The following is a 23,479-nucleotide window of genomic DNA, read 5'->3' as shown; positions in this document are numbered from 1 at the left end:
ACCGTCGGCGCGGCGCCGACGCCTGCACCGCCGTGCGGCGCGCCATGCACGTCTACCGCAACGGGTTTTGACGTGGAGCGCCCCGAGCCCGACCGTGCCGCGCTGGAGATAGCGCACCGGGCGCTGCAGTCAAAGCAGCCGCTGGACGAGATGCTGCGGCACCCGGGCCTGGCACTGATTCTGAAGCTGCTCGCCCGCCGGCATGTGCGGCGCCGGATGCGCATCGATGTGAAAAAGCTGCAATCGAACGACTACGATTAACTACACCAAGGAGTTGCCATCATGGCACAAAGAGCATTTGCCGTTTTCCTGCAGGAGCTGCGCGACGGCCGCACGCACACCGAACTGACCGCCAGCCTTGAGTCCCTGCTGGCGGCCGTGAAAAACACCGGTAAGGGCGGCTCGATCATGCTGGAGATCAAGGTCAAGCCAGCCGGCCGCGGCGCCGACGTCGACAAGGTCGTGATCATGGACTCGGTCACAGCTAAGCTGCCGAAGCCTGAGCGCAGCGAAGATTTCTACTGGCTCACCGACGAAAACGATCTGTCCCGCAACCACCCGAAGCAAAGCACCCTCGACCTGCGCGAAGCCGCCCCGGCTGCGCCACTCACCTTTAAGGAAGCATCGAAATGAAGCAAGAGCACATCCACGTCGATTCGTCGATCGTTGAAAGCGTCGGCGCCCTGACCCTGGCGGCCAGCGCCATCCAGGAGGAAAACGGTTCCTACCACCTGGTGGTGCCGGATGGCTTTACCCACATCGACATCACCAAGGCCGTGCAGGCCGCCGCCGAGGCGCCGGTGCGCAAGGCCGGCACGGTCACGCTGTCGTCGGTCGAGTCGTTCGTCGAATACGTCAAGGACCAGGGCGTGGCCACCCGCTGCTACATCTACGCGGATCCGGATGCGCGCACGCTGACGGCGGTGCTCAACGAGAACGAGGCAAGCTCGCCTGAACCGGGCTGGCGCGACTTTCGCGCTGTGTTCAAGCTTGAACTGAGCCGCGAGTTCGCAAACTGGATGGGCGGCAACGGCAAGCAGATGGAGCAGGAAGCCTTTGCCATTTTCCTTGAGGACAATATCGCCGACATCGCGGAACCGTCCGGCGAAGTGCTGATGGCTGTGGCGCTGACGCTGCAGGCCAAAACGGAAGTGAATTTCAGCGGCCACCGCCGGCTCGACAACGGTCAGGTTCAGCTCGCCTATTCGGAGGCGGTGTCGGCCAGCGCCGGCGGCGACAGCAGCATCGAGATTCCGCGCGAGTTCGCGCTCGGCCTGCGCCTGTTCAAGCAGGGCCAGGGCTACAAGATCAAGGCGCGCCTGAAGTACCGGCTAGCTGGCGGAAAAGTCAAGTTCTGGTATGAGCTGGACCGCGCCGAGAACGCCGTCGAGGACGCCTTTGCCGACTACGTGGCCGTTGCCCGCGAAAGTGGCTTCACCGTGCTGATCGGCAAGCCGTAAAGCGCCCAACCCTGTCATTTTTCGAAAGAACATCATGAACCTGAACACCAGCACCATCCCGGCCGCCATCGGCGCCGCATTCGGCGGCGGCTTCTACGCCGGCCGCATCAACGTCGACGGCGTCGCCTTCGCGTTGATCGTCTCGCCAAAAACGTTCGGCGAGTTCAAGGGTCGCTGGTCGCCCAACGACGACAACGTGCCGGGCGCGGAGCATTATGCCGACGGCATGGCAAACACCGAGGCCATGGCCGGCGCCGGCAGCGTGCTGGCCGCCAAGGTCCTGCAGCTCGACATCGGCGGCCTAGCCGACTGGTACATCCCAAGCCGCGACGAGCTTGAGCTGATCTATCGCAATCTGAAACCGAGCGATGACGAGAACAGCGAATCGTTCCGCTCTGGCGACAACCCAAGCAGCTCACCAGTCGGTTTCCCCTACACCGAGGCGCTGCCGGCGCAGACCACCGTCGACGCATTCCAAGAGGGCGGCAACGAAGCGTTGGAGCCGTTCTGGCACTGGTCCAGCACGCAGTACGCAGCGGTTCCCTCCTACGCCTGGATCCAGTTTTTCGACGATGGCAGCCAGGGCTACACCCTCAAGTCTTACGAGGGCCGCGCGCGCGCCGTCCGCAGATTAAAAATTTAGTAATTCATCAATTCAAAAGCCCGGCCCAGCCGGGGCCGACCTACCGCTACATCATCCGGAGAATGACATGACCGCAGTAACCGAAAACGTTACCCTGCAACTCGGCGACGCTGAGCTCAGTGTGCCAAAAGAAACACTCGTACTGGCCTGGCTACAGAACATGCTGGCCGACGCCAGCCGGCCGGCTTCGGCCGCGCCTTTGCACCGAATCGGCGCCGAGTGGTTGGACGAGGTCGGTCTCTACGCCGGCATCATGCGCGGCGACGCCGGCGCACCGGACTACCACCTGTTCCTGTTGCCAGGCGAGCTAGTGGATGCCGGCTGGGACAAGGCTGTCGAGTGGGCTGAATCGGCCGGCGGCACGCTGCCTACCCGGCGTGAGCAGTCCTTGCTTTTTGCGAACCTGAAGGAGGAGTTCGAACCAGCCTGGCACTGGGCAGGTGAGCAGTTCGCAGCGGATCCCTCCTACGCGTGGCTCCAGTATTTCGACCTTGGCCTCCAGGGCAACGGCCTCAAGTCTTACGAGGGCCGCGCGCGCGCCGTCCGCAGATTAATTATTCAGTAATTTAACTATTCCAGACCATGGCCATCCATACCGATCTTCCGATTTACAAACTCGCCTACGAGCTGTTGAGCGTGACCACCGACCTTATCAAAAACATGCCCCGCGATTACCGCGTGGCGATCGGCGGAACGATGCGCGAAGAGTGCGTTGAGCTGACGGTGCTGGTCTTTCGCGCCAACAGCGCGCGAGACAAGACGCCGCACCTCGACAAGCTGCTGGAGCGGGTTCAAGTGGCCGAACTGCTTTTCAGGCTGTCGAGGGACAAACGTCTCATTTCGACAGGCCAGTATGCGAAAGCGATCGCCATCACCGACAAGATCGGTAGGCAGGCCAATGGCTGGCGCAAGCATTCCGCATCGTCGCCTGTCGCTTGACCGTCAAGGCAGTCAAGCCCGTGCGAATTTAATCTGGTCGTGCCGCTGACCAACAAGGTCACCGCCAAGCGCACCACAGGCACCACCCGGCAGCATCCGGCAGCATCCGGGCAGGCCTGGCGCAGTTACCCCGCTGATCGGCCCATGCCTTCGGTGCGGCGACGTAGATAGCACGAATAGACGCAGTACGCAGCGAATCCCTCCAACGCGTGGAACCAGAATTTCGACAATGGCAACCAGAACAACAACCACAAGTCTTACGAGGGCCGCGCGCGCGCCGTCCGCAGATCAACGCGATGCAGACTTCACGCTTGAAGCGCTGGCGGTCGCATATTTCGACTGCCGTAAGCGCAAGCGCAACACCCCCAGCGCTCTTGCGTTCGAACAGAACCTGGAGCGCAACCTCATTCAACTGCGCGACGAGCTGGTCGACGACAGTTACACGCCAGGCGTCTCGACCTGCTTCATCGTCACCCGCCCGAAGCCGCGGGAAGTCTGGGCCGCTGACTTCCGCGACCGCGTCGTGCACCACTTGCTGTACAACAAAATTGCGCCCCGGTTTTACGCCACCTTCATTGCCGACACCTGTGCCTGCATTCCAGGGCGCGGCACGCTCTACGCCGCCCAGCGCCTGGAGGCGAAGATTCGCAGCATCACCCAGAACTGGATCCGGCCCGCCTGGTATTTGAAATGCGATCTGGCGAACTTCTTCGTCGCCATCGACAAGGCCGTGCTGCACGCGCAGATCCAGGCACGCGTCCCGGAGCCGTCGTGGATGGGCTTGGCCGAGACGATCCTGCTCCACGACCCGCGCAGCAATTTCCAGCTGCGTGGCACGCCGGAGTTGATCGCGCGTGTGCCACCGCACAAACGCCTGCTGAACCAGCCAGACCACCTGGGCCTGCCAATCGGGAACCTGTCGTCGCAATTCTTCGCGAACATCTACCTGGACGTGCTGGACCAGCACGCGAAGCATCAGATCCGGGCCCGGCACTACATCCGCTACGTCGATGACTTCATCCTGCTCCACGAGTCGCCGCAGTGGCTGAACGCCGCGCTGGCCAACGTCAACGAGTTCCTGCCGCGCGTCCTGCATGCGCACCTGAACCCGACCAAGACCATCCTGCAGCAGGTCGAGCGCGGCGTCGACTTTGTCGGGCACGTCATCAAGCCCTGGTGCACCAGGACACGGCGGCGCACCGTGCACGAGGCGACCAACCGTATCGCCAGGATCCACGCCACCGACGTCTTCACCTCAGCAAATAGCTATTTCGGCCTGCTGCGCCAGTCGGCCAGCAGTCACGCCGATCGCGTCGCGCTGGCGCGGGCCGTCCTGCGGCGCGGCCACTGCGTCAACCAGGCATTCACGAAGACTTACCGAAAATCAATATAAACCAAACAGGCAAAAAAAATGACCACAAAAGCCATTGAGCCGCGCTACATCACGCTGTCCGAGTGGGCGGCCAGAATGTTCAGCAAGGTTCCGCACAACAATACATTGCTGAAATGGGTACATGAGGGGCGCATCCAGCCCCAACCAAAAAAAATGGGCCGTGCCTGGCAAGTCCGACCAACAGCTGAGTATCAGGCTGATTGATGGGACGCTCACGCTTGGCAAAAAACAAGGGATTCCCGCCGAACCTGTATCAGAACTCGGCCGGCTATTTTTATTACGTCGACCCGGATAGGGGCGAGAAACGAACTAAGGGCATGGGCCGGGACAAGGCCGCGGCGTTTCGCGAGGCGCGCGCCGCAAATGCTGTCGTGGCGACGCGCGCGCCCTCCTCCCTGGTCGACTGGGTGTCGGGCAAACAGGATTACACGCTGGCGGAATGGCTGCCACTGTACAAGGAGCTTTGGCTGAAGAAATCGACACCAGCACTCGCCACCCTGCGCAACACCAGCGGCTACCTGGGCCGCATCGCCGAGTCCGATTTTGCCTGGCGCAAACTCACGGAGGTCACGACCGCGCACGTGGCGGCGTGGCTGGACACCGCGCGCGAGGAGCGCGGCGCGGCGACATCACTGCATTTACGGTCACGCCTCAGCGACGTTTTCAGGATGGCCGAAACCCAGGGTCTGGTCGAGGTTGGGCGCAACCCGGCCGCCGCCACCTACACACCCGACCGCACTGTGAAGCGCGAGCGGCTGACCCTGGAGCAGTTCAACGCGATACGCGCGGCGGCGCCGGCATGGCTGCAGCGAGCCATGAATCTGGCGCTTTTGACTGCGCAGCGCCGCGACGACATTGCACAGATGAAGTTTGCCGACTGCAAAGATGGCTACCTCTACATTGTGCAGGGAAAAATGAAGGGAGATGTGCGCCTGCAACAGGACGTGAATATCAAGCTTGATGCAGTCAACCTATCCATCGGCGACGCCGTGGCGAATTGCCGCGACCTCATCGTAAGCCGCTACATGATCCACCACGTCGCCAAAACCGGGCCGGCCAAGCCGGGCGACCGCGTGAACGCCAACGGCCTGACCCAGGCGTTCCAGGTCGCCCGAGACAAAGTTGGCATCAAGGCCGCTGACGGGCGCACGCCGCCGACCTTCCACGAGATCCGGTCCTTGTCGGAGCGCCTTTACCGCGAGCAATACGGCGCCGAATTCGCGCAGGCAATTCTGGGACACAAGAATGCCAAGACAACATCGAAGTACGATGACCTGCGGGGTAGCGGATGGCAGGTTGTTGGCGTAAAGTGATTTCGGAATATTTTCAACGAATTCTAGTAAACACCCCTGAAGCCCGCAGGGGTAGGTGCACCGGAGTATTTATGGTATAAAGCAAGCCATATATGATTTCAGGCATCCAAGAATGAATCGTGGTTTCTACACCATCATGTCGGCGCAGTTCTTTTCCTCGCTGGCTGATAATGCGCTGCTGTTCGTCGCCATTGACCTGCTCGTCTCCATGAAGTCGCCGGCGTGGATCACGCCGCTGCTGAAACTCTCCTTCGTGCTGTTCTATGTGCTGCTGGCCGCCTTCGTCGGCGCCTTCGCCGACGCGCTGCCGAAGGGGCGCGTGATGTTCATCGCCAACCTGATCAAGATCTTCGGCTGCGCCCTGATCTTCGTCGACGTCCATCCGCTGCTGGCCTACGCCGTGGTCGGCTTCGGCGCGGCGATCTACTCGCCCGCCAAGTACGGCATCCTGACGGAGCTGCTGCCGGCCGAAAAACTGGTCGCCGCCAACGGCTGGATCGAAGGCTTGACCGTCACCTCGATCATCCTCGGCACCGTCATGGGCGGCGCCCTGGTCAGCAACCGCGCCTCGTCCTTCCTGCTCGGCTTCGACATGCCCGGCCTCGACACCGGCATCAACACGCCGACCGAAGCGGCGCTGTGCATCGTCGCCGGCACCTATGTGCTGGCGGCGCTGTTCAACCTGAGAATCCCCGACACCGGCTGCGTCTACGCGCACCAGGAGCGCAATCCGATCAAGCTGATCACCGATTTCGCCAACTGCTACACGATCCTGTGGAAAGACAAGCTGGGCCAGATCACGCTGGCCGTGACGACGCTGTTCTGGGGCGCCGGCGCCACCTTGCAACTGATCGTGCTGGAATGGGCGAAAAAATCGCTGCACATGCCCTTCGACAAGGCTACCAGCCTGGTCGGCGTCGTCGCCGTCGGCGTCGCGCTGGGCGCCGCGCTGTCGGCCCGCTTCATCCCGCTGCGCAAATCGCTGACCGTGATCCCGCTGGGCATCGCCATGGGCGTCATCGTCATGCTGATGACCCAGGTCACCTCGGTGTGGCTGGCCTACCCGCTGCTGGTGCTGATCGGCGCGCTGTCGGGCTTCTTCGTCGTGCCGATGAACGCGCTGCTGCAGCACCGCGGCCACGTGCTGATGAGCGCGGGCCACTCGATCGCCGTGCAGAACTTCAATGAAAACCTGTCGATCCTGACCATGCTGGCCGTGTACTCGGTGATGATACGGCTGCACCTGGACCTCGACATCATCATCGTCGCCTTCGGCATGTTCGTCGCCGGCACCATGTTCATGATCATGCGCAAGCACGCCGCCAGTCAGCGCGAACACGATTCGCTGGCCTTGATCGGCGAGCACAAGCACTAAGCTACTGCGGCAACTTGCCCGCCGCGCGACGCGCGGCGGCCTGCTCGGCCCAGTCATCGGGCACGATAAAGCCGCGCCGCCACTCCACCTCCCAGCCGTTTGCCTCGTGCACGGCCGCCACCATGACGGCGGCCGGCGCGGCGGCGAACTGCAGCGCCAGCGCCTCGCGCAGCGCGTCGCGGCTCAGCACCGCGACGCCGGCCGCCACCTTCAAGGGCGCCAGCCATTGCAGCCTCGGCAGAACGACGAAGCGCTCGCCCGCCAGCGCGTCGAGCTGAGCCAGCGTGCTCCAGAACCCGTGGTTATGCGCCGCCGCGATGCCCTCCATCGGCTGCACCGCCCCGCCCGGATAAAACAACCAGCCCTTGACCAGCGCCTGCGCGCTGTCCACCTGGCCCGGCAACAGGCTTTGCGCGGCCGGATGGCTGGCCAGCGACAGTTGCTTGTCGATGATCTTGCGCATCTTCAGGCCGAGGCTATCGGCCAGGTTCGGCCCGATCAGGCGATTGAAGCGGCCGGCGTCCGGCGCGCCGTCCAGCAAGTAGAACTTGGTCGCGAATTCCCAATGCGCCAGCGCGCCGTCCCGCCGCAGCAGGAAGTCGAACTCGCCGACCGTGTCGTTTTTGGCGGCGCGCACCTGCAGGCCGTGGGCGACCAGCACGCCGCGCTGGGCGAAGTAGAAGGCCAGCAGTTTTTCGGCGTACAGGCCAAGGCGGGAGTAGTGGCGCGTGCCCAGCGCCGCGTCGAGCAGCGCCGGGTCGTGCTGCAGCGCCGCCAGCCAGTCGGCGTCGGCGGCGCCGACGGCGTCCAGCGTGGCGATGCGGCCGCCCCACTGCATGCTGGCGGCATCGAGCAGGTCTGGCGCATCGAGCAACCAGGCCAGCGCGCGCACGTGCGGCCGCGTCAGATGCCCCCAGCGGCGCGCGAAACGCGCCTGGCATGTCTCGGGCGGCTGTTTAGTCCCGTGCGGCATGGGTGCGCCGGGCCAGGCACAGGTCGCCCCACGCCTTGGCCTTGTTGCCGCTGTCGCGCAACATGTCGTCCGGGTGGTAGGTGGCGATGACGGGAATGGCGCCAAGCCGGCGCACGCTGCCGCGCGCGGCGGCCGGGCTGCGTATCAAGCCGGCGGCGGCGGCCTGGCCGATGGTCAGGATGATGCGGCCCTCAGTCAGCGCCAGTTCGCGCTCCAGGAAAGGCCGGCAGGCGGCGCTCTCCTCGGCCGTCGGCGCCCGTTCGGCGCCGTCGGCGGCGGCCGGGCGGCATTTGACCAGATTCGTCACGTAGACGTTAGACGTCGCATCCAGGTCGATCGCCAGCAGCATGTTGTCGAGCAGCTTGCCGGCGGCGCCGCTGACGGCTTGCGCGTCGCGCTCGTCGGCGCGGTTCGGGCCGCTGCCGACGACCAGCCAGTCGGCGTCGCGGTCGCCGCGGCCGAAGACGACGTTCTTGCGGCTGCTGCACAGCGCGCAGCGCGTGCATTTGGCGATGGCCGTCTTCAATTGGTTCCAATCCATCGCGGCGATCGCCTCGTCCGACACGGGCGCCGGGGGCGGCGGCGCGGGCGCGTCGTCGAACCACGCCGTCGACGCATCATCCAGCGCCGGAGCCGAGGCCGGGACCAAGGCCGGAGCCGTCACCGGCACGGCCTGCGGCGCCGGCGCGATCATCGGCGCGGGCGGCGCGGGCGGCGCGGCGGTAGCCGCCACTGGCTGCGGCTGCGCTTGCGCCGCGACGCGCGGCGCCTCGGACTCGGCCGGGGCCGCTTCTATTTCAGGCTGCGCCAGCGCGTCGCGCAACTGCCACAGCGCGCCCACGCCCATCTCTTCCAGGAAAACCGCGCTGCGGCCAGTGATCTGATTCATATGTCGAGCCGCATGACAATGGCGTCCTCGCGTTGCTGGTCGGCGGCCGGATAGTAAGCCTTGCGCCGGCCGATTTGCGAAAAGCCGTAACGTTGATAAATCTCCAGCGCGCGGGTATTCGACGGCCGCACTTCCAGCAGCACCGACTCCATGCCCAGGCCGCGCGCGCAAGCCACCGCCTGGTTCAGCAGGAAGCGGCCCAAACCCTGGCCCTGTATCGCGGCGCTGACGGCGACGTTGAGCAGATGCGCCTCGTCGACGATTGCCATCAGCAGGAAATAGCCGAGCAAGGTGCCGTCGCGGTCGCGCAGCACCCAGGCTTGATAGCCGCTGGCCAGCGAATCGACGAAATTGCCGCGGCTCCAGGGATGCGGATACACGCACGCCTCCAACGCCACCACCTCGGCAAGGTCGTCTTCGCACATCGGCTCATAGTTCAGCCGGGCCAGATCCCACACCTGCGTCATACGGCGGCCTCGGCGGCGGCCTTGGCGTTCTTCATGTCGAGGCGCTCGGCGCTGGTGAAGGCGATCTTATTGCGCAAATACAGCGGCTGCGCGTCGGCCGGCGCGACATAGGCGCCGGCGGCGAAGGCGATGCGCGCCAGCTGCGCGATCTGCACCGCGTGCGGCATGATGTCGGCGTGCGCGGCGGCGGCGAAAGCCCGCCCGGCGAAGGCCGGCGCGTAGGCGGCCAGGCCGTTGCCGCAGGCGCTCACGCGGCCCTGCGCCTGCACGTCGGCGGGCGCCGACAGCGCCGGCGCCAGCACCGTCTGCAAACCGCCCGCATAATGATACTGGGCCCAGTACACCTCGCCCATGCGCGCGTCGAGCACGGCCAGGATGGCGTCGGCCTGATGGCGCTGATGGCAAGCGAGGGCCATCGCGTCGAGCGTCACCACCGGCACCGCCGGCAAGCCGGCGCCGAAGGCCAGGCCCTGGGCGATGCCGCAGGCGGTGCGCACGCCGGTGAACGAGCCGGGGCCGGAGCCGTAGGCGATGGCGTCGCAATCGGCCAGGGTGATGCCGGCCTCTTCGAGCAAGCCCTGCACCATCGGCAGGATACTTTGGGAATGGGTGCGCACGCCGGACGAATCGCGGCTGCTGACTACGTCGCCGCGCAACAGGGCGCAAGAGGCGAGTTCGGACGAGGTTTCAATGGCGAGAATGGTAGACATGGCGTATTTTAACCCGCCGCACCCCGCCGGGGACAGACCACGATTTTCAGGCAATTATTTCTTGAAAATCGTGGTCTGTCCCCGGCGGGGTGCGGACTGGGCAGGGTAGAATACGCGCATCCGGCGCCAGTGGCGCCTTTTGGCTTTGATACTATGTTCAGCATGACCTTGAATGACGACAACCGCGATGATGTCGCCGCCGCGCTGGCCAGCCCGCGCTGGGCCGTCGCCTGCCTGTGCGCCGGCTGGTGCGGCACGTGCACCACTTACCGCGCGACCTTCGAGGAGCTGGCCGCGCGCCATCCGGATAAGTTGTTCCTGTGGATAGACATCGAGGACCAGGCCGAGGTGGTCGGCGAGCTCGATATCGAGAATTTCCCCACGCTGCTGATACAGCGCGACGATCAGGTGGCGTTTTTCGGCACCGTGCTGCCCGATCCGGGCCTGGCGCACCGCCTGGTGCAGGCGCAGGCCGCCCACAGTCCCGCCGAGCTGGCCGCGCTGGCCGCCGCCAGCGCCGAGCGCCAGCAGTGGCAGCGCGACTGCAATCTGCGCGCATTGCTGCGCGCCGCCCAGGCTTAGTTGCCGGGGGCGCCGGCGCGCCTCAGTCGCGCCAGCGCTCGATCAATTCCTGCGGCAGCGCCGGGCGGCCGTAGCGGTAGCCCTGCGCCTGGTTGCAGCCGTGCCGCAGCAGGAAGGCGGCCTGCTCTTCCGTTTCGACGCCCTCGGCGATGACGGACAAGTTCATGCTCTTGCCCAGCTGGATGATGGCGATGGCGATGGCCTCGTCGTTGGCGTCGCTGGAGATGTCGGTGATGAAGGAGCGGTCGATCTTCAAGGTTTGCACGGGCAATTGCTTCAGGTAGGCCAGCGAAGAGTAGCCGGTGCCGAAGTCGTCGATCGCCAGCCCCACGCCGATCGAGTGCAGGTCGTTGATGAAGACCATCGCGTCGCCCGTGTTCATGATGACCGATTCCGTCACCTCCAACTGCAAACGCTCCGGCTCCAGCCCCGTCTCCTTCAGGATTTCGGCGACCATGTTGACGATGCTGCCGCGCTCGAACTGCTTGACCGACAGGTTGACGGCGATCTTCGGCACGCGCAAGCCGGCGTCCTGCCAGCGCACCATTTGCCGGCATGCCTCGAACAGCACCCATTTGCCCAGCTGGTTGATGAAGCCGCTGTCCTCGGCCAGCGGGATGAAGCGCACCGGCGGCACCAGGCCCAGTTCCGGATGGTTCCAGCGCACCAGCGCCTCGACGCCGATCAGCCGCCCCGTGTCGATTTCCACTTGCGGCTGGTAGTTCAGGAAGATCTCGTTCTTTTCGATGGAGCGGCGCAGGAAGGTTTCCAGGCGCAGCCGTTCGACGCCCTCGCCCGTCATCGACGGCGCGTAGAAGCGGTAGCCGTTGCGCCCGCGCGCCTTGGCCTGGTACATGGCGACGTCGGCGTTGCGGATCAACATGTTCAAGTCGGCGGCGTCGTCCGGGAACAGGCTGATGCCGACGCTGCAGGTGACGAACAGCTCGTGGTCGGCCACCATGAACGGCTGCTCGAACATGGCCACCAGCTTGTCGGCCACCAGGCTGGCGCCGTACTGGCCGTCGACGTTCTCGAGCAGGACGATGAATTCGTCGCCGCCCAGGCGCGCCAGCGTGTCGCCCTCGCGCAGCTTGGCGGAAAGCTGGCTGGCCACCTGCTTCAGGAGTTCGTCGCCGATGTGGTGGCCCAGCGTGTCGTTGACGTTCTTGAAGCGGTCCAGGTCGATGAACAGGATCGCCAGTTGCTCTTCCTCGCGGCCGGCGCGCTGCAGCGCGTGGTGCAGGCGGTCGTGGAACAGCAGGCGGTTCGGCAGCGCCGTCAGCGGGTCGTGGTGGGCCATGTGGTCGAGCTTTTCCTGCGACTCCTTGACCAGGGTGATGTCGCTGAACACGCCGACGTAGTGGGTGGTCAGGCCGTTGGTGTCGCGCACGGCGCTGAAGGTCAGCCACTCCAGGTACAGCTCGCCGTTCTTGCGCAGGTTCCAGATTTCGCCGCGCCAGAAGCCGGTCGCCACCAGCTCGCCCCACAGGCCCTCGAAGAAGGCGGCGTCGTGGCGCCCCGAGCGCGTCAGCGTGACGTCCTTGCCCAGCGCCTCAGCCTCGCTGTAGCCGGTGATCTGCGTGAAGGCCGGGTTGACGGTGACGATGCTGCCCTTGGCGTCGATCACCATGACGCCGTCGGCGATGTGTTCGAGCACGGTGGCCGACAGGCGCAGCTTTTCCTCGGCCTCCTTGCGCGCGGTGATGTCGGCGTAGACCCAGATGCTGCCCTCGTAGGCGCGGCTCGGGTCGAGCGCGCAGCCGCTGACGAGGGCCCAGAACAGGCTGCCGTCCTGGCGCACGTACTGGCGCTCCTCGCTGAAGTAGTCGCCGGCGCTCAGGCTCGGGTACTGGCGCTCGTCGCCGGCGTCGAATTCGAAGGCGGTGGGGAAGACGATGGAGGTGGAGCTGCCGCTCATCTCGCCCGGCTGGTAGCCGAACAGCTCCTCGCAGCGGCGGTTGACGGAGACGATGCTGCGGCGGCGCACGAACATGACGCCGAACATGACGTTGTCGAGGATGGCGCTCTGCTCGGCCAGCAAGCCCTCGATGCGCATTTCATTGTGCTTGCGCTGGCTGATGTCGGAGATGATGCCGTCGACCCAGGACGGGGCGCCGGCCTCGTCGACCTGGGGCTGGCCGTTTTCGGCGACCCAGCGCTCGGTGCCGGTTGCGTCGATGATGCGGTACTCCAGCTCGTAGGGCTGGCCGTCGCGCACGGCCTGCGACACGGCGCGCCGGTGCTCCTTGCGGTCTTCCGGGCAGATCAGGTCGGCCCAGACGTGGGTGGTGCTGCGCATGAACAGCCGGGCCGAGTAGCCGGAAATGTCTTCGATGGCATCGCTGACGAAGTCGATCGGGCCGTCCGGGCGGTAGCGGAACACGGCGCCCGGCACCTGCGTGACGATGGTGCGGAAGCGCTCCTCGCGCTGGCCGATGTCCTCGAACAGCTGGCGGATCGCCACGCGCATCTGCTCCAGCTGGCCGCCCAGGCGACCCAGCTCGTCGTCGCTGCCCAGCTCCAGCCGGGTTTCGAAGTCGCCCCGCGACAGGCGGTCGGAAAAGCGCATCAGGCTGCGCAGCGGCTTGAGCAGGCGGCGGTTCATGAACAGGGCGATCAGCGCCATCGACACGCCCAGCTGGGCCGCCAGCACGAAGACGTAGGAAATCTGCTTCTCGCGCAGCTCCTGCTGGCTGCGGGCGTCGTCCATCTCGACGAGGATGCGGCCGATGCGCTCGCCGCGCACGAGGATTTCGCGCTCGGCCCGGTAGATCGTGCCGACCGGGCGCTGCGGCGCCTGCACCGTCATGAACTGGGTGTCGGACTGGCCGATCACCTGCACCTGCAGCACGGAGCGGTCGCGCATGACCGATTCGACCAGCGAGCGGGCCGACTCCGCGTTCATATTCCACAGCGATTCCTGCATGCCCAGCGCGAGGATGTCGGCGTTGCGCTGCAGCGCCTCGTTCAGGCTGGTCCTGGCCGACTGGCGCTCGTGCACGCCGACCAGCAGGTAGCTGCCGACCATGGCCGGCACGACCAGGCCGCCGAATACCACCAGCAGCAGCGCGCCATAGATGGACATGCCGTACAGCGCGCCAAGGCGCGCGCGGATGCGGTGATAGAGGGCGCTAGCCATGCAGCTGCAGCGCAGGGGCGGCCGGGTCGGTGGTCAAAGTCATCAAGCTTATCTATTAGAAATTCGGAACGGCGGGCGGGACGCGGATAAAATATTTCCCAAGCGGAATTATGCACGCAAAAAGCGGTAAAAGTCACCAATAAGCGCACGCGCCCCGCCTTGGCGTGCCATGGCGGAGCGCGGCCAGGCCAGCAGAAAACGCCCAGCCTTGCTATCATCGCGGCACTTCATCAAAGGAAACGCCATGACCCTCTCCATTTACTCCGCATCGATCCCCGTCTTCAAACAAATCCTCGGCAGCCTGTCGGCCATCCTCGACAAGGCCGAGAGCCACGCCGCCGACAAGAAAATCGACCCGAACGCCCTGCTCGGCTTCCGCCTGTTCCCGGACATGCTGCCCTTCGTGCGGCAGATCCAGATCGCCACCGACTTCGCCAAGGGCTGCGGCGCGCGCCTGGCCGGCCAGGAAGTGCCCGCCTACGAAGACAGCGAGCAAAGCTTCGCCGAACTGAAAGCGCGCATCGCCAAAACCATCGCCTTCATCGAGGCGCTGCCGCAGGCCGCCATCGACGGCAGCGAAACGCGCGCCATCACCACCGGCAGCGGCGAAAAGACCAAGCACTTCACGGGCCAGAGCTATCTGTTCCACTACGCGCTGCCGCATTTCTTCTTCCACGCCACGACGGCCTACGACATCCTGCGCCACAACGGCCTCGACATCGGCAAGAAAGACTTCATCGGCAGCTATTAATCAGTCAGCCATTGCGGCGCGGATAGCCCTGTTCGAGGATGCGCACCCACACCAACTCCTTTTGCTCGGCCGTCATCGACACCCAGTGCGCCACTTCGACGACGCTGCGGCCGCAGCCGCGGCAGATTTCGTCGAAGGTCGTGGAGCAGACGGCAACGCAGGGCGTGTCCGGCCGCGGCGGTAGTTCCGCCATCTTATTTCGCCGCCGGCAGGCCGAGCTTGTTCCAGCCCTCGTGGCCCAGGGCTTCCAGCGTCTCGATGTTCTTCTCGAAAATGTCGGCCGCGTCCGGGAAGGCCTCGACGGCGCGCTCGATGCTGTCTTCGCGCAGCAGGTGCAGGGTCGGGTAGGGTGAGCGGTTCGTGTAGTTGCCGATGTCGTCGACCGCCGTGTCGGCAAACTGGTACTGCGGATGGAAACTGGCCACCTGCAGTTCGCCGGCCAGGTCCATGTCTTCCAGCGCCGCGTCGGCCACGTCGAGGAATTCGTTGTAGTCGAGGAAATCGTTGAGCACATACGGATGGATCAGCAAGGTCGTGTCGACCGCCTGCGGATCGCTGTCGGACAAAGTTTGCAATTCGTCCATCAACTCTTGCAGCAGTTGCTCGGGCGTCGACGCGGCGCTGACGACGTAGCGGATCTGCTTCTTGACGTGGACGGCCTTGGCGAAGGGGCACAGGTTCAGGCCGATGACGGCCTTTTCCAGCCAGTCGACGGTGTCGGCGATGATCGTGTCGTGCTCGGCGTCGGCCCGGTTTGCGGTGTTCATGTTCATTGTTTCCTGTGATGTAAGACGGCGCGCCGGCGGCATAACACCGCAAGACAGGCGCAAAAGCCAAATTGTACGCACTCTTTGCGCAGTCTCATACTTTCCAGCCGTCCGGCTTGCCGTTTGGCCGCGCCCACCTATGCTGGAAACCATGCCAAGCGCCGCCCCGCCCTGCCGCGCCGCCGCCACGACGACATGCAAATGCCCACATCCTTGCCGCATTTAACGCTTACGTCAGGCAATTTTTGCTAACTAAGCTGCAATTATTATCCAAAAGAAATAAAGCCGAATCCTGTCATCGCGCCGACATATTCCTTGACTCGGGCATTCGGACCTACGTACACTCCCAGCTTACTCATGGTCTGTCCGATGTTATATAGACGACAACAATGGAAAACTATGCAAGAAAACACGATGAAAACCACCGCCCTGGCCGCGCTTATCCTCGCCCTCGCGCCCACGCTGAGCCAGGCGTTTGAGACGGCGGCGGCCGAGCCCCTGGCCGGCGCCGCCCACGGCAGCGCCGCCCCCGCCCTGCTTCCCCTGTCCCCGGCCGCCACGGCAAAGCTGGCGGCGCCGGAAGCGAACACTGCACTGAAAACCGACAAGCTGAAGCTTAACCCGGACACCTCCGACTGGAAGGAAGCCGACGTCTGGGGCCGCATCCGCAGCGGCTACGCCATCCCCGACATCGACAACCAGCTGGTCGCCAAGCACATCACCTGGTACAGCACCCGCCCCGACTACATCGCCCGCACCACGACGCGCGCCTCGCGCTACATCTTCCACGTCGTGCAAGAGCTGGAAAAGCGCGGCATGCCGACGGAACTGGCCCTGCTGCCCTTCATCGAGTCCGCCTTCAACCCGCAAGCCTTCTCCAGCGCCAACGCGGCCGGCATGTGGCAATTCGTCCCGGCCACCGGGCGCGACTTTAACCTGAAGCAAAACATGTTCAAGGACGAGCGCCGCGGCGTGCTGGCCTCGACCGACGCCGCGCTGACCTATCTGCAGCGGCTCTACGACATGTTCGGCGACTGGCAACTGGCGCTGGCCGCCTATAACTGGGGCGAAGGCTCGGTGCAGCGCGCCATCAAGAAAAACCAGGCGCTGGGCAAACCGACCGACTTCGAGAGCCTGGCCGAGCTGATGCCGGCCGAGACGCGCAACTATGTGCCGAAGCTGCAGGCGGTGAAGAACATCATCGCCAACCCCGGCCAATACGGCATTTCGCTGGCCCTGGTCGACAACGAGCCCTATTTCACGGCCGTCGACAAGACCAGCGACATCGACATGACCATCGCCGCCCAGCTGGCCGAGCTGTCGATGGACGAGTTCAAGGCGCTCAATCCGCAGTTCAACCGCCCCGTCATCACCGGCGGCGAGAAGACGAAGATTTTGCTGCCGCAGGAAAACGCCGCGAAATTCACGTCGAACCTGGCGAAATGGGGCCAGGCCCTGTCGACCTGGACCACGCACAAGATCACCAGCGCGCGCGAGCGCATCGACACGCTGGCCTCGCGCTTCGGCACGACGCCCGACGTGCTGCGCCAAGCCAACAACATTCCGCAGAAGACCAGCCTGAAGGCCGGCTCGACCATCCTCGTGCCGAAAACCTCGGCCTCGCTGAACATCGACATCGCCAGCGAGATCACCGACAACGCGACGATGGCCTTCGAAGCCGACCGCCCCGAGCGCAAGGGGCGCGCCGGCAAGGGCGCGAAGCAGGAAAAAGGCTATAAATCGTCGGCCCAGGCGCCGATCTCGCTGGTCAAGCCGCGCGTGCCGCGGGGCGGCGGCAGCCGCCATCCGGTCAGGGCCAGGCATTGAGAGGCGGCGCGCGGCGCGGCAGCGGCGGCCCCGCTTGTGACGAACAGTTGCAGTCGCGCCGGACACGCCCTACAATCTCGGTCTTGCGTTAGCGCTAAGGCTGCACCCATGGAAATGCGGCGGACGCCGGCGGCGCCGCACCATCACAAAACAACCCTTACTGCCGTCAACGCCGCCTCAAGGTGAGCGTGCCAATGCGGCAGTAGTAATCGGAGTCAATATGGCGTTCTTGCAAGGCAAAAAAATCCTCATCACCGGCTTGCTGTCGAACCGGTCCATCGCCTACGGCATCGCAAAAGCCTGCCACCGCGAAGGCGCCGAACTGGCCTTCACCTATGTTGGCGAGCGCTTCAAAGACCGCATCACCGAGTTCGCCAAGGAATTCAACAGCGAGCTGATCTTCGACTGCGACGTCAGCAGCGACGAACAGATCACGGCCGTCTTCACCGACCTGGCCGCGCACTGGGACCGCCTCGACGGCCTGGTGCACGCGATCGGCTTCGCGCCGCGCGAAGCCATCGCCGGCGACTTCCTCGACGGCCTGTCGCGCGAAGGCTTCAAGATCGCCCACGACATCTCCGCCTACAGCTTCCCGGCGATGACCAAGGCCGCCCTGCCGCTGCTGCGCGAAGGCTCGTCGGTGCTGACGCTGACCTACCTGGGCGCCGTCCGCGCCATTCCTTACTACAACACCATGGGCCTGGCCAAGGCTTCGCTGGAAGCGTCGGTGCGCTACCTGGCCGAATCGCTGGGCCAGAAGGGCATACGCGCCAACGGCATCTCGGCCGGCCCGATCAAGACCCTGGCCGCGTCCGGCATCAAGGACTTCGGCAAACTGCTCGGCTTCGCCGCCTCGCACGCGCCGCTGCGCCGCAACGTCACCATCGACGAAGTGGGCAACACGGCCGCCTTCATGCTCTCCGACCTCGCCTCCGGCATCACCGGCGAGATCACCTATGTCGACGGCGGTTTCTCGCACGTGATGGGCTTGAACGCGGAAGACTACTAAGCCGGCGCCCCGGCACCGAAGAAAAAGCGCCCTTCGCGGCGCTTTTTGTCCATGTATACGGCATATCGTCCCGCTTCACGCCGAATACCGCAATTAAGCCGTGCAAAAATACCGAAAATACGGTATAGTCCTGTTTGTGCGCTGCAATATGTTTTCGCAAGAAACAAAGCGATGGCAACACCGCAGTTACATAAAAAATATAAACCCTAGCAGCTTCGCAAGCCTTCGCGCATCCCACGGATGCCGCTGAATAAAGCCCTCCCGCCTTGTGTGTCGCACCTGACACCGTCCCGGCGCAAAGCTTTTGTGCCGAAATTTCTTTCTATTTGAGTCATTTCGTTTTGGTTGGCGTTGCTATTTTGCGTTCTGCTTTTTGCAAGAACGCTGATTTTTACGAAAGAAAAGAATGACATTTGAATCCCTTGGCCTCCATCCGTCCCTCCTCGCAGCGCTGACCGAGTCCGGCTACACCGCCCCGACCGCCGTCCAGGCGCAAGCGATCCCGGCCGCGATCGAAGGCCGCGACTTGCTGGTTTCCTCGCAAACCGGTTCCGGCAAGACGGCCGCTTTCATGCTGCCATCGCTGCACAAACTGGCCAGCAGCGAACAGAGCGCCGCCGGCAAGACCGCCAACCAGGAAATGCAGGCCGCCCGCGCCCGCGGCGACCGTCCGCGCTTCAAGGCCGCCCAGCCAAAAATGCTGGTGCTCACGCCGACCCGCGAACTGGCCCTGCAAGTGACGACCAACACCGACAAGTACAGCACCGGCATACGCCGCATCAAGGCCGTGTCCATCCTGGGCGGCATGCCTTACCCTAAACAAATGCAATTGCTGGCCAAGAATCCCGAGATCCTCGTCGCCACCCCAGGCCGCTTGATCGACCACATGGATTCGGGCAAGATCGACTTCTCGCAACTGGAAATCCTGGTGCTGGACGAAGCGGACCGCATGCTCGACATGGGTTTCATCGACGACATCGAAAAAATCGTCGAAGCGACGCCGGAAGGCCGTCAAACCATGCTGTTCTCGGCCACGCTGGACGGCGTTGTCGGCAACATGGCGCGCCGCATCACGAAGAACCCGCTGATCATCCAGATCGCCGGTTCGTCGAGCAAGCATGAAAACATCGTGCAGCGCGTCCACTTCGTCGACGACCTGTCGCACAAGAACCGCCTGCTGGACCACCTGCTGCGCGACGAAACGCTGGACCAGGCCGTGGTCTTCACCGCCACCAAGCGCGACGCCGACACCATCGCCGACCGCCTGAACATCGCCGGCTTCTCGGCTGCCGCCTTGCACGGCGATATGCACCAGGGCGCGCGCAACCGCACCCTGGACGGCATGCGCCGCGGCCAGGTGAAGGTGCTGGTTGCCACCGACGTTGCCGCCCGCGGCATCGACGTGCCAACGATCACCCACGTGTTCAACTACGACCTGCCGAAGTTCCCGGAAGACTACGTCCACCGCATCGGCCGCACCGGCCGCGCCGGCCGTAACGGTCTGGCCATTTCCCTGGTCAACCACGCCGAAGGCATGAACGTCAAACGCATCGAGCGCTTCACCAAGCAATTGATCCCGGTCAACGTCATCGAAGGCTTCGAGCCGAAGAAGACCGCGTCGGCGCCACGCTCGACCGCGCGTCCAGGCAGCTGGAAACCGGGCGACAACCGCGGCGGCGCCAAGCCTAGCGGCCAGCGCACGTTCAGCAAGCCAGGCACCGGCGGCGGCTACAAGGGTTCCAACCCGCGCAGCGCCGACGGCGCGCGCCGCACCTACGGCGACCGTTAATCGCCCCGGCGGCAAGCAATCCGTAAAAACGGCCAGCAGAGCGATCTGCTGGCCGTTTTTTTATGTGCGCATGGCCGCGCGGCTGAATAACTGGCTGTTAGGCGACGAACAAACGCGAACCCGGCACGACGCTAGCCGTCCAAGCCGCGCCCCAGCCTGCGCCGGCCGGACCGCCACCGCCCGGCCGGCGCCTTGATTATGCTTGCCCGGCGATGTCGGCCCGCACCTGGCTCTTGCGCAGCAGACGCGTGCCGCTCGACATCGCCTTGTCGATCTGCATCGCCTCGACGTAGCGGCTGCGGTAGGCGGGGTCCTGCGGCGTCAGCAGGGTCAGCCGCTCCTTCGCCCGCGTGACCGCCACGTAAAAGCGGTTCTCCTCTTCCCTGCTCGCGGCCTTGCTGCGAGGGAATTCGTCTATCGCCAGATAAGGCACAATCACGTGCGCGTATTCCAGTCCCTTGATGTGGTCGATGCAGGCGATGGTGACCTTGTGCGGCGTCCTGGCGTCGGCCAGGCCGTCCTCCATATCGCCCAGCCATTGCGAGAACGCGGCCAGGTCGGTGCCGGCCTCGCCGCAGACGGCGATGAAACCGTTGATCGACTTCGCCACCACGCGCGCCTGGTCGGGATCGACATAGATGCGGCGCGCCGTCTGCTCCAGTTTCATCACGTCAAATACATGCCGCAAGGCGTCGCCGGCCGGCGTGGCCGGGTCCAGCCCGCGCAGGTAGTCGACGGCCGCCAGCGTCAGCGCCGCCTTGTCCTTGTTGGCGGACTTGCCCAGCTGGTTGTCGAGGAAACCTTCCAGCAGCTCGGGATAGGTCGACACGTCGTCCTTGGCCTGCTGCAACTCGGCACGCGTGAATGGAATCTCGGCAAAGACGATCAGCGCTTCGAGGATGTCGGCGCGGCGTTGCGCGCTCTTGACGCCGTGTAAATCCTTGCGGGCAATCGCCACCATGCCGCGCATCATCAGCACTTCCTGGCTGCACAGATAGCTTTGCATCTCCACGAAGCAGTAGGGAATCCGCTGCTGGAACAGCGCCGTTTCGACGCGCACCGACTGGTCGCGGTCGCGCAGCAGGATCGCCACGCCGCCGTAACCGTTGCCGGCCGCCTGCCACTGCGCCAGCGCGCCGAGCAGTTGCGCCGCGCAGGCGCGCGGATCGGCGGCGTCGTAAGTCAGCAGCTCGATCTGCGTGCCGCGCGCCAGCGCCGACTCGCTCGCCTTGCCCTTGAACGTCGCGACGGCCTGGGCCAGTTCCGGCCCGTAGCGGTAGCTGCGGGTCAGCGGATAGCGCGCCAGCGCGGGGAATTCCTGGTTGAAGCGCTCGCGCAGGAAGCGGTGATCGGCCCCCGACCAGGTGTAGATAACCTGGTCCTTGTCGCCGGCGCCGCAGAAAAACGCGTTGCTGCGGCGTATCAGCATCGCCAGCAGGCGGAACGAGGCTTCGTTCAAGTCGTGCAGTTCGTCGGCGACGATGACCTGGAACTGCGGCAACTGCTCGCGCAGCGGCGCGTCGTCGGCCATCAGGCGCACCAAATCGTAGGTGGCGTCGAAGGGGGCGCGGAAATCGATCTCGCCGCTGTCGGCGCCGCGCATGCTCTCGTACTCGCGTATCCACAGGTAGTTGGTGCGCGACATGCCGAGCATCTCGATATTGTCGTCGATCGAGTTGTACTCGAAGTCGGGGCTGTGGAAGTCCAGCCTGGCCTTGGTGCGCAACTGCAGCTTGAGGAACTCGGCGATGGCCGTATTGGTCGTGCTGATTTCCAGCGGGTAGCGGTGGGCGTACTTGTGCGACACGTTTTCCAGCGCCTGCAGCGCGTAGGGCCGCAGCTCCTCCCATGCGGCGACGCTGGTGGGCACCTCCGGCTCGACCTTGCGCAGGATGGCGCGGGCCAGGTCGTCGAAGGTTTCAATCGTCAGGCGCTTGATGATGGGCGCGGCCAGGCCGATTTCGGCCAGGCGCTGCTTCAACGCCTGCTTGGCGGCCTGGGTGAAGACCAGCGCCAGCGTGCGCTCGGGCAGGCGGCCGCGGTACAGGGACTCGGCCAGGCGCAGCGCCAGCGTGGTGGTCTTGGCGGCGCCGGCGTTGGCGTCGATCAGCACGACGCGTTTTTGCGCCGTCTGGATCGCCAGTTGCTCGGCGGTCGGCTTGATGCGCTTCGGGATGAATTGCGCGGTGTTTTCTGTACTCAAAACGATTCCTGGTGACGGTGTTGGGCAAATGCCGGGGCGCTACCAGGCGCAGGTGCGCAAGCCGGCGAAGACGTCGTCGCGCTCGGGCAGGTAGAAGTTGCGGAACTTGGCCGAGTGCAGCCGCGCCGGCGTGGCGAACGAGGCGCCGCGCAGCACCTGGTGGCTCATGAACCACGGCTCCGAATACTCGCGGTAGGCGTCCGCCGCGAAACCGGGATAAGGCGCGAACGGCGATGCCGTCCACTCCCACAGGTGGCCCCACTGGAACGCCGCATGCCCCGACAGCGCCGCATACTCCCACTCGGCCTCGGTGGGCAGCCGCCGCCCGGCCCAGGCGCAGTACGCTTGCGCCTCGTACAGGTTGACGTGGCGCACGGGATCGGCCGCCGCCAGCGTGCTCAGGCGGCCGTGGCTGACGCTGCGCCATTGCAAGTCCTGGCGCTGCCAGTAGCGCGGCGCCGAGCGCTCCTGCTGCATCAGCCAGGCGCTGCCGGCCGCGCTCCAGTGCTGGCGGTTCTGGTAGCCGCCGTCGGCGACGAAATCGGCGTACTGGGCGTTCGACACCAGCGAGGCGGCCATCGTGAACGGCGCCACGTGGCACGGGTGGGCGCGCTTCTCATTGTCGAAGACGAAGCCGCCGCGCTCCGCACTGCCCAGTTGCAGCGTGCCGCCGGGGAAGGCGATGTCCTGCGACGAAGCCAGCGCCGGCAGGCCCAGCGCCAGATCGGGCGGCGCGTCCAGCCCCAGCGTCTGCAAGGTGTACAGCAGGGCTTCGCCGTGCATGTCCTCGTGCGCCAGCGCCAGCCGGTACGGATACAGGGCGGCGTCCTCGTTCGGCTCGCGCGAGAGTTTGTCGAGCACGCGGTCCTGCACCTCGCGGCAATAGGTTTTCAGCGCGCCCGTGGCCGGCAAGTCGAGCGACCAGCGGCTGCGGTGCGGCACCGTGTTGGAGTCGAACAGCTCGTCGCCGCGCGTGAGCAGCGAGTTGTACACGGCGTCGGCCGGATGGCTGGACGCCGCCTCGCGCAGGATGAACCATTCGGCGAACCAGGCGATGTGGCCGAGCTCCCACAGCGGCGGGTTGACGATGCGCATTTGCGGCACGCGCGCGGCCGCGTCCAGTCCCGCGGCGGCAAAACAGTCGAACAGGCCCAGCGTATAATGGCGGGCTTCGCGCAGGGCGGCCGCCAATTCTTGTGGTGATGCGGTGGTAAACGATGCAATATGTGATGTCATAGACTGATTGTAAC

At 64.8% G+C, this 23,479-nt stretch carries 24 protein-coding genes; 15 read left to right on the top strand and 9 right to left on the bottom strand.

From position 1 onward, the window contains the following. Window positions 1-72 precede the first annotated feature (72 nt). The 10 genes from OIK44_RS01360 (at window position 73) to lplT (ending at window position 7,123) form a co-directional block, all read left to right on the top strand. Window positions 73-261, top strand: coding sequence for a hypothetical protein (locus tag OIK44_RS01360; protein ID WP_273668858.1), 189 nt, complete (start codon window positions 73-75; stop codon window positions 259-261). 21 nt (window positions 262-282) lie between these two features. Beyond that, entirely contained in the window at window positions 283-633 is a 351-nt protein-coding gene (locus tag OIK44_RS01355) for a CYTH domain-containing protein (protein WP_273668857.1), read from the top strand. After that, on the top strand, window positions 630-1,460 hold the full coding sequence (locus OIK44_RS01350; RefSeq protein WP_273668856.1) for a DUF2303 family protein: 831 nt from the start codon (window positions 630-632) through the stop codon (window positions 1,458-1,460). Before OIK44_RS01355 ends, OIK44_RS01350 begins: the two co-directional genes overlap by 4 nt. Window positions 1,461-1,494: 34 nt before the next feature. Beyond that, window positions 1,495-2,103, top strand: coding sequence for an Lcl C-terminal domain-containing protein (locus OIK44_RS01345; RefSeq protein WP_273668855.1), 609 nt, complete (start codon window positions 1,495-1,497; stop codon window positions 2,101-2,103). Window positions 2,104-2,170: 67 nt separating this feature from the next. Then, entirely contained in the window at window positions 2,171-2,668 is a 498-nt protein-coding gene (locus tag OIK44_RS01340; protein WP_273668854.1) for an Lcl C-terminal domain-containing protein, read from the top strand. Window positions 2,669-2,685: 17 nt separating this feature from the next. Next, complete coding sequence (locus OIK44_RS01335) at window positions 2,686-3,042, top strand: four helix bundle protein (protein WP_273668853.1); 357 nt, start codon at window positions 2,686-2,688, stop codon at window positions 3,040-3,042. A 229-nt stretch (window positions 3,043-3,271) separates the two neighbouring features. Next, on the top strand, window positions 3,272-4,435 hold the full coding sequence (locus tag OIK44_RS01330) for an RNA-directed DNA polymerase (protein ID WP_273668852.1): 1,164 nt from the start codon (window positions 3,272-3,274) through the stop codon (window positions 4,433-4,435). A gap of 18 nt (window positions 4,436-4,453) precedes the next feature. Continuing rightward, window positions 4,454-4,639, top strand: coding sequence for an excisionase (locus tag OIK44_RS01325; protein ID WP_273668851.1), 186 nt, complete (start codon window positions 4,454-4,456; stop codon window positions 4,637-4,639). Continuing rightward, complete coding sequence (locus OIK44_RS01320) at window positions 4,639-5,748, top strand: tyrosine-type recombinase/integrase (RefSeq protein ID WP_273668850.1); 1,110 nt, start codon at window positions 4,639-4,641, stop codon at window positions 5,746-5,748. Before OIK44_RS01325 ends, OIK44_RS01320 begins: the two co-directional genes overlap by 1 nt. A gap of 112 nt (window positions 5,749-5,860) precedes the next feature. Next, window positions 5,861-7,123 carry a lysophospholipid transporter LplT gene (gene lplT / locus OIK44_RS01315; RefSeq protein WP_273668849.1) on the top strand — a complete coding sequence of 421 codons (1,263 nt, stop codon included), beginning with the start codon at window positions 5,861-5,863 and terminating at the stop codon, window positions 7,121-7,123. A 1-nt stretch (window position 7,124) separates the two neighbouring features. Here lplT and OIK44_RS01310 read toward each other — a convergent pair whose 3' ends face one another. Genes OIK44_RS01310 through tsaB form a run of 4 tightly spaced genes read right to left on the bottom strand, consistent with a single transcriptional unit; the run spans window position 7,125 to window position 10,162 of the window. Further along, window positions 7,125-8,096: a DUF1853 family protein gene (locus OIK44_RS01310; RefSeq protein ID WP_273668848.1), complete on the bottom strand. Its 972-nt coding sequence runs from the start codon at window positions 8,094-8,096 to the stop codon at window positions 7,125-7,127. Then, window positions 8,080-8,985 (bottom strand): uracil-DNA glycosylase, encoded by a 906-nt coding sequence (locus OIK44_RS01305; protein WP_273668847.1) that lies wholly within the window; start codon window positions 8,983-8,985, stop codon window positions 8,080-8,082. Before OIK44_RS01305 ends, OIK44_RS01310 begins: the two co-directional genes overlap by 17 nt. Then, complete coding sequence (rimI, locus tag OIK44_RS01300; protein ID WP_273668846.1) at window positions 8,982-9,452, bottom strand: ribosomal protein S18-alanine N-acetyltransferase; 471 nt, start codon at window positions 9,450-9,452, stop codon at window positions 8,982-8,984. Before rimI ends, OIK44_RS01305 begins: the two co-directional genes overlap by 4 nt. Then, entirely contained in the window at window positions 9,449-10,162 is a 714-nt protein-coding gene (gene tsaB, locus OIK44_RS01295; RefSeq protein WP_273668845.1) for a tRNA (adenosine(37)-N6)-threonylcarbamoyltransferase complex dimerization subunit type 1 TsaB, read from the bottom strand. Before tsaB ends, rimI begins: the two co-directional genes overlap by 4 nt. A gap of 153 nt (window positions 10,163-10,315) precedes the next feature. Here tsaB and OIK44_RS01290 point away from each other — a divergent pair, with 153 nt between their 5' ends. Beyond that, on the top strand, window positions 10,316-10,744 hold the full coding sequence (locus OIK44_RS01290) for a thioredoxin family protein (protein WP_273668844.1): 429 nt from the start codon (window positions 10,316-10,318) through the stop codon (window positions 10,742-10,744). A gap of 22 nt (window positions 10,745-10,766) precedes the next feature. Here the strand turns inward: OIK44_RS01290 and OIK44_RS01285 are convergent, their stop codons facing one another. Next, on the bottom strand, window positions 10,767-13,883 hold the full coding sequence (locus tag OIK44_RS01285) for an EAL domain-containing protein (protein ID WP_273668843.1): 3,117 nt from the start codon (window positions 13,881-13,883) through the stop codon (window positions 10,767-10,769). A 244-nt stretch (window positions 13,884-14,127) separates the two neighbouring features. On the opposite strand from OIK44_RS01285, the gene OIK44_RS01280 reads away from it, so the two are divergent. Then, complete coding sequence (locus OIK44_RS01280; RefSeq protein WP_273668842.1) at window positions 14,128-14,634, top strand: DUF1993 domain-containing protein; 507 nt, start codon at window positions 14,128-14,130, stop codon at window positions 14,632-14,634. Between the two features lie 4 nt (window positions 14,635-14,638). On the opposite strand, the gene OIK44_RS01275 is transcribed toward OIK44_RS01280, so the two are convergent. Continuing rightward, entirely contained in the window at window positions 14,639-14,827 is a 189-nt protein-coding gene (locus tag OIK44_RS01275; protein WP_273668841.1) for a DUF1289 domain-containing protein, read from the bottom strand. Between the two features lies 1 nt (window position 14,828). Further along, window positions 14,829-15,407, bottom strand: a complete 579-nt coding sequence (locus OIK44_RS01270; RefSeq protein WP_420213803.1) for a DUF1415 domain-containing protein — start codon at window positions 15,405-15,407, stop codon at window positions 14,829-14,831. A gap of 408 nt (window positions 15,408-15,815) precedes the next feature. On the opposite strand from OIK44_RS01270, the gene OIK44_RS01265 reads away from it, so the two are divergent. The 3 genes from OIK44_RS01265 (at window position 15,816) to OIK44_RS01255 (ending at window position 20,026) form a co-directional block, all read left to right on the top strand. Then, window positions 15,816-17,228, top strand: a complete 1,413-nt coding sequence (locus tag OIK44_RS01265) for a transglycosylase SLT domain-containing protein (RefSeq protein ID WP_420213802.1) — start codon at window positions 15,816-15,818, stop codon at window positions 17,226-17,228. Between the two features lie 220 nt (window positions 17,229-17,448). Further along, on the top strand, window positions 17,449-18,237 hold the full coding sequence (fabI, locus tag OIK44_RS01260) for an enoyl-ACP reductase FabI (protein WP_273668838.1): 789 nt from the start codon (window positions 17,449-17,451) through the stop codon (window positions 18,235-18,237). A 406-nt stretch (window positions 18,238-18,643) separates the two neighbouring features. Continuing rightward, entirely contained in the window at window positions 18,644-20,026 is a 1,383-nt protein-coding gene (locus OIK44_RS01255; protein WP_273668837.1) for a DEAD/DEAH box helicase, read from the top strand. Window positions 20,027-20,222: 196 nt separating this feature from the next. On the opposite strand, the gene OIK44_RS01250 is transcribed toward OIK44_RS01255, so the two are convergent. Next, window positions 20,223-22,229 (bottom strand): UvrD-helicase domain-containing protein, encoded by a 2,007-nt coding sequence (locus tag OIK44_RS01250; protein WP_273668836.1) that lies wholly within the window; start codon window positions 22,227-22,229, stop codon window positions 20,223-20,225. Window positions 22,230-22,268: 39 nt separating this feature from the next. Continuing rightward, window positions 22,269-23,465, bottom strand: a complete 1,197-nt coding sequence (gene senA / locus OIK44_RS01245; protein ID WP_273668835.1) for a selenoneine synthase SenA — start codon at window positions 23,463-23,465, stop codon at window positions 22,269-22,271. Window positions 23,466-23,479: the final 14 nt, after the last annotated feature.

Origin of the sequence: Janthinobacterium fluminis, assembly GCF_028595325.1 — a bacterium.
Classification (GTDB): Bacteria; Pseudomonadota; Gammaproteobacteria; order Burkholderiales; family Burkholderiaceae_D; genus Janthinobacterium; species Janthinobacterium fluminis.
The sequence above is the reverse complement of the archived record's forward strand: the minus strand, read 5'-3'. Positions and strand labels throughout refer to the sequence as shown.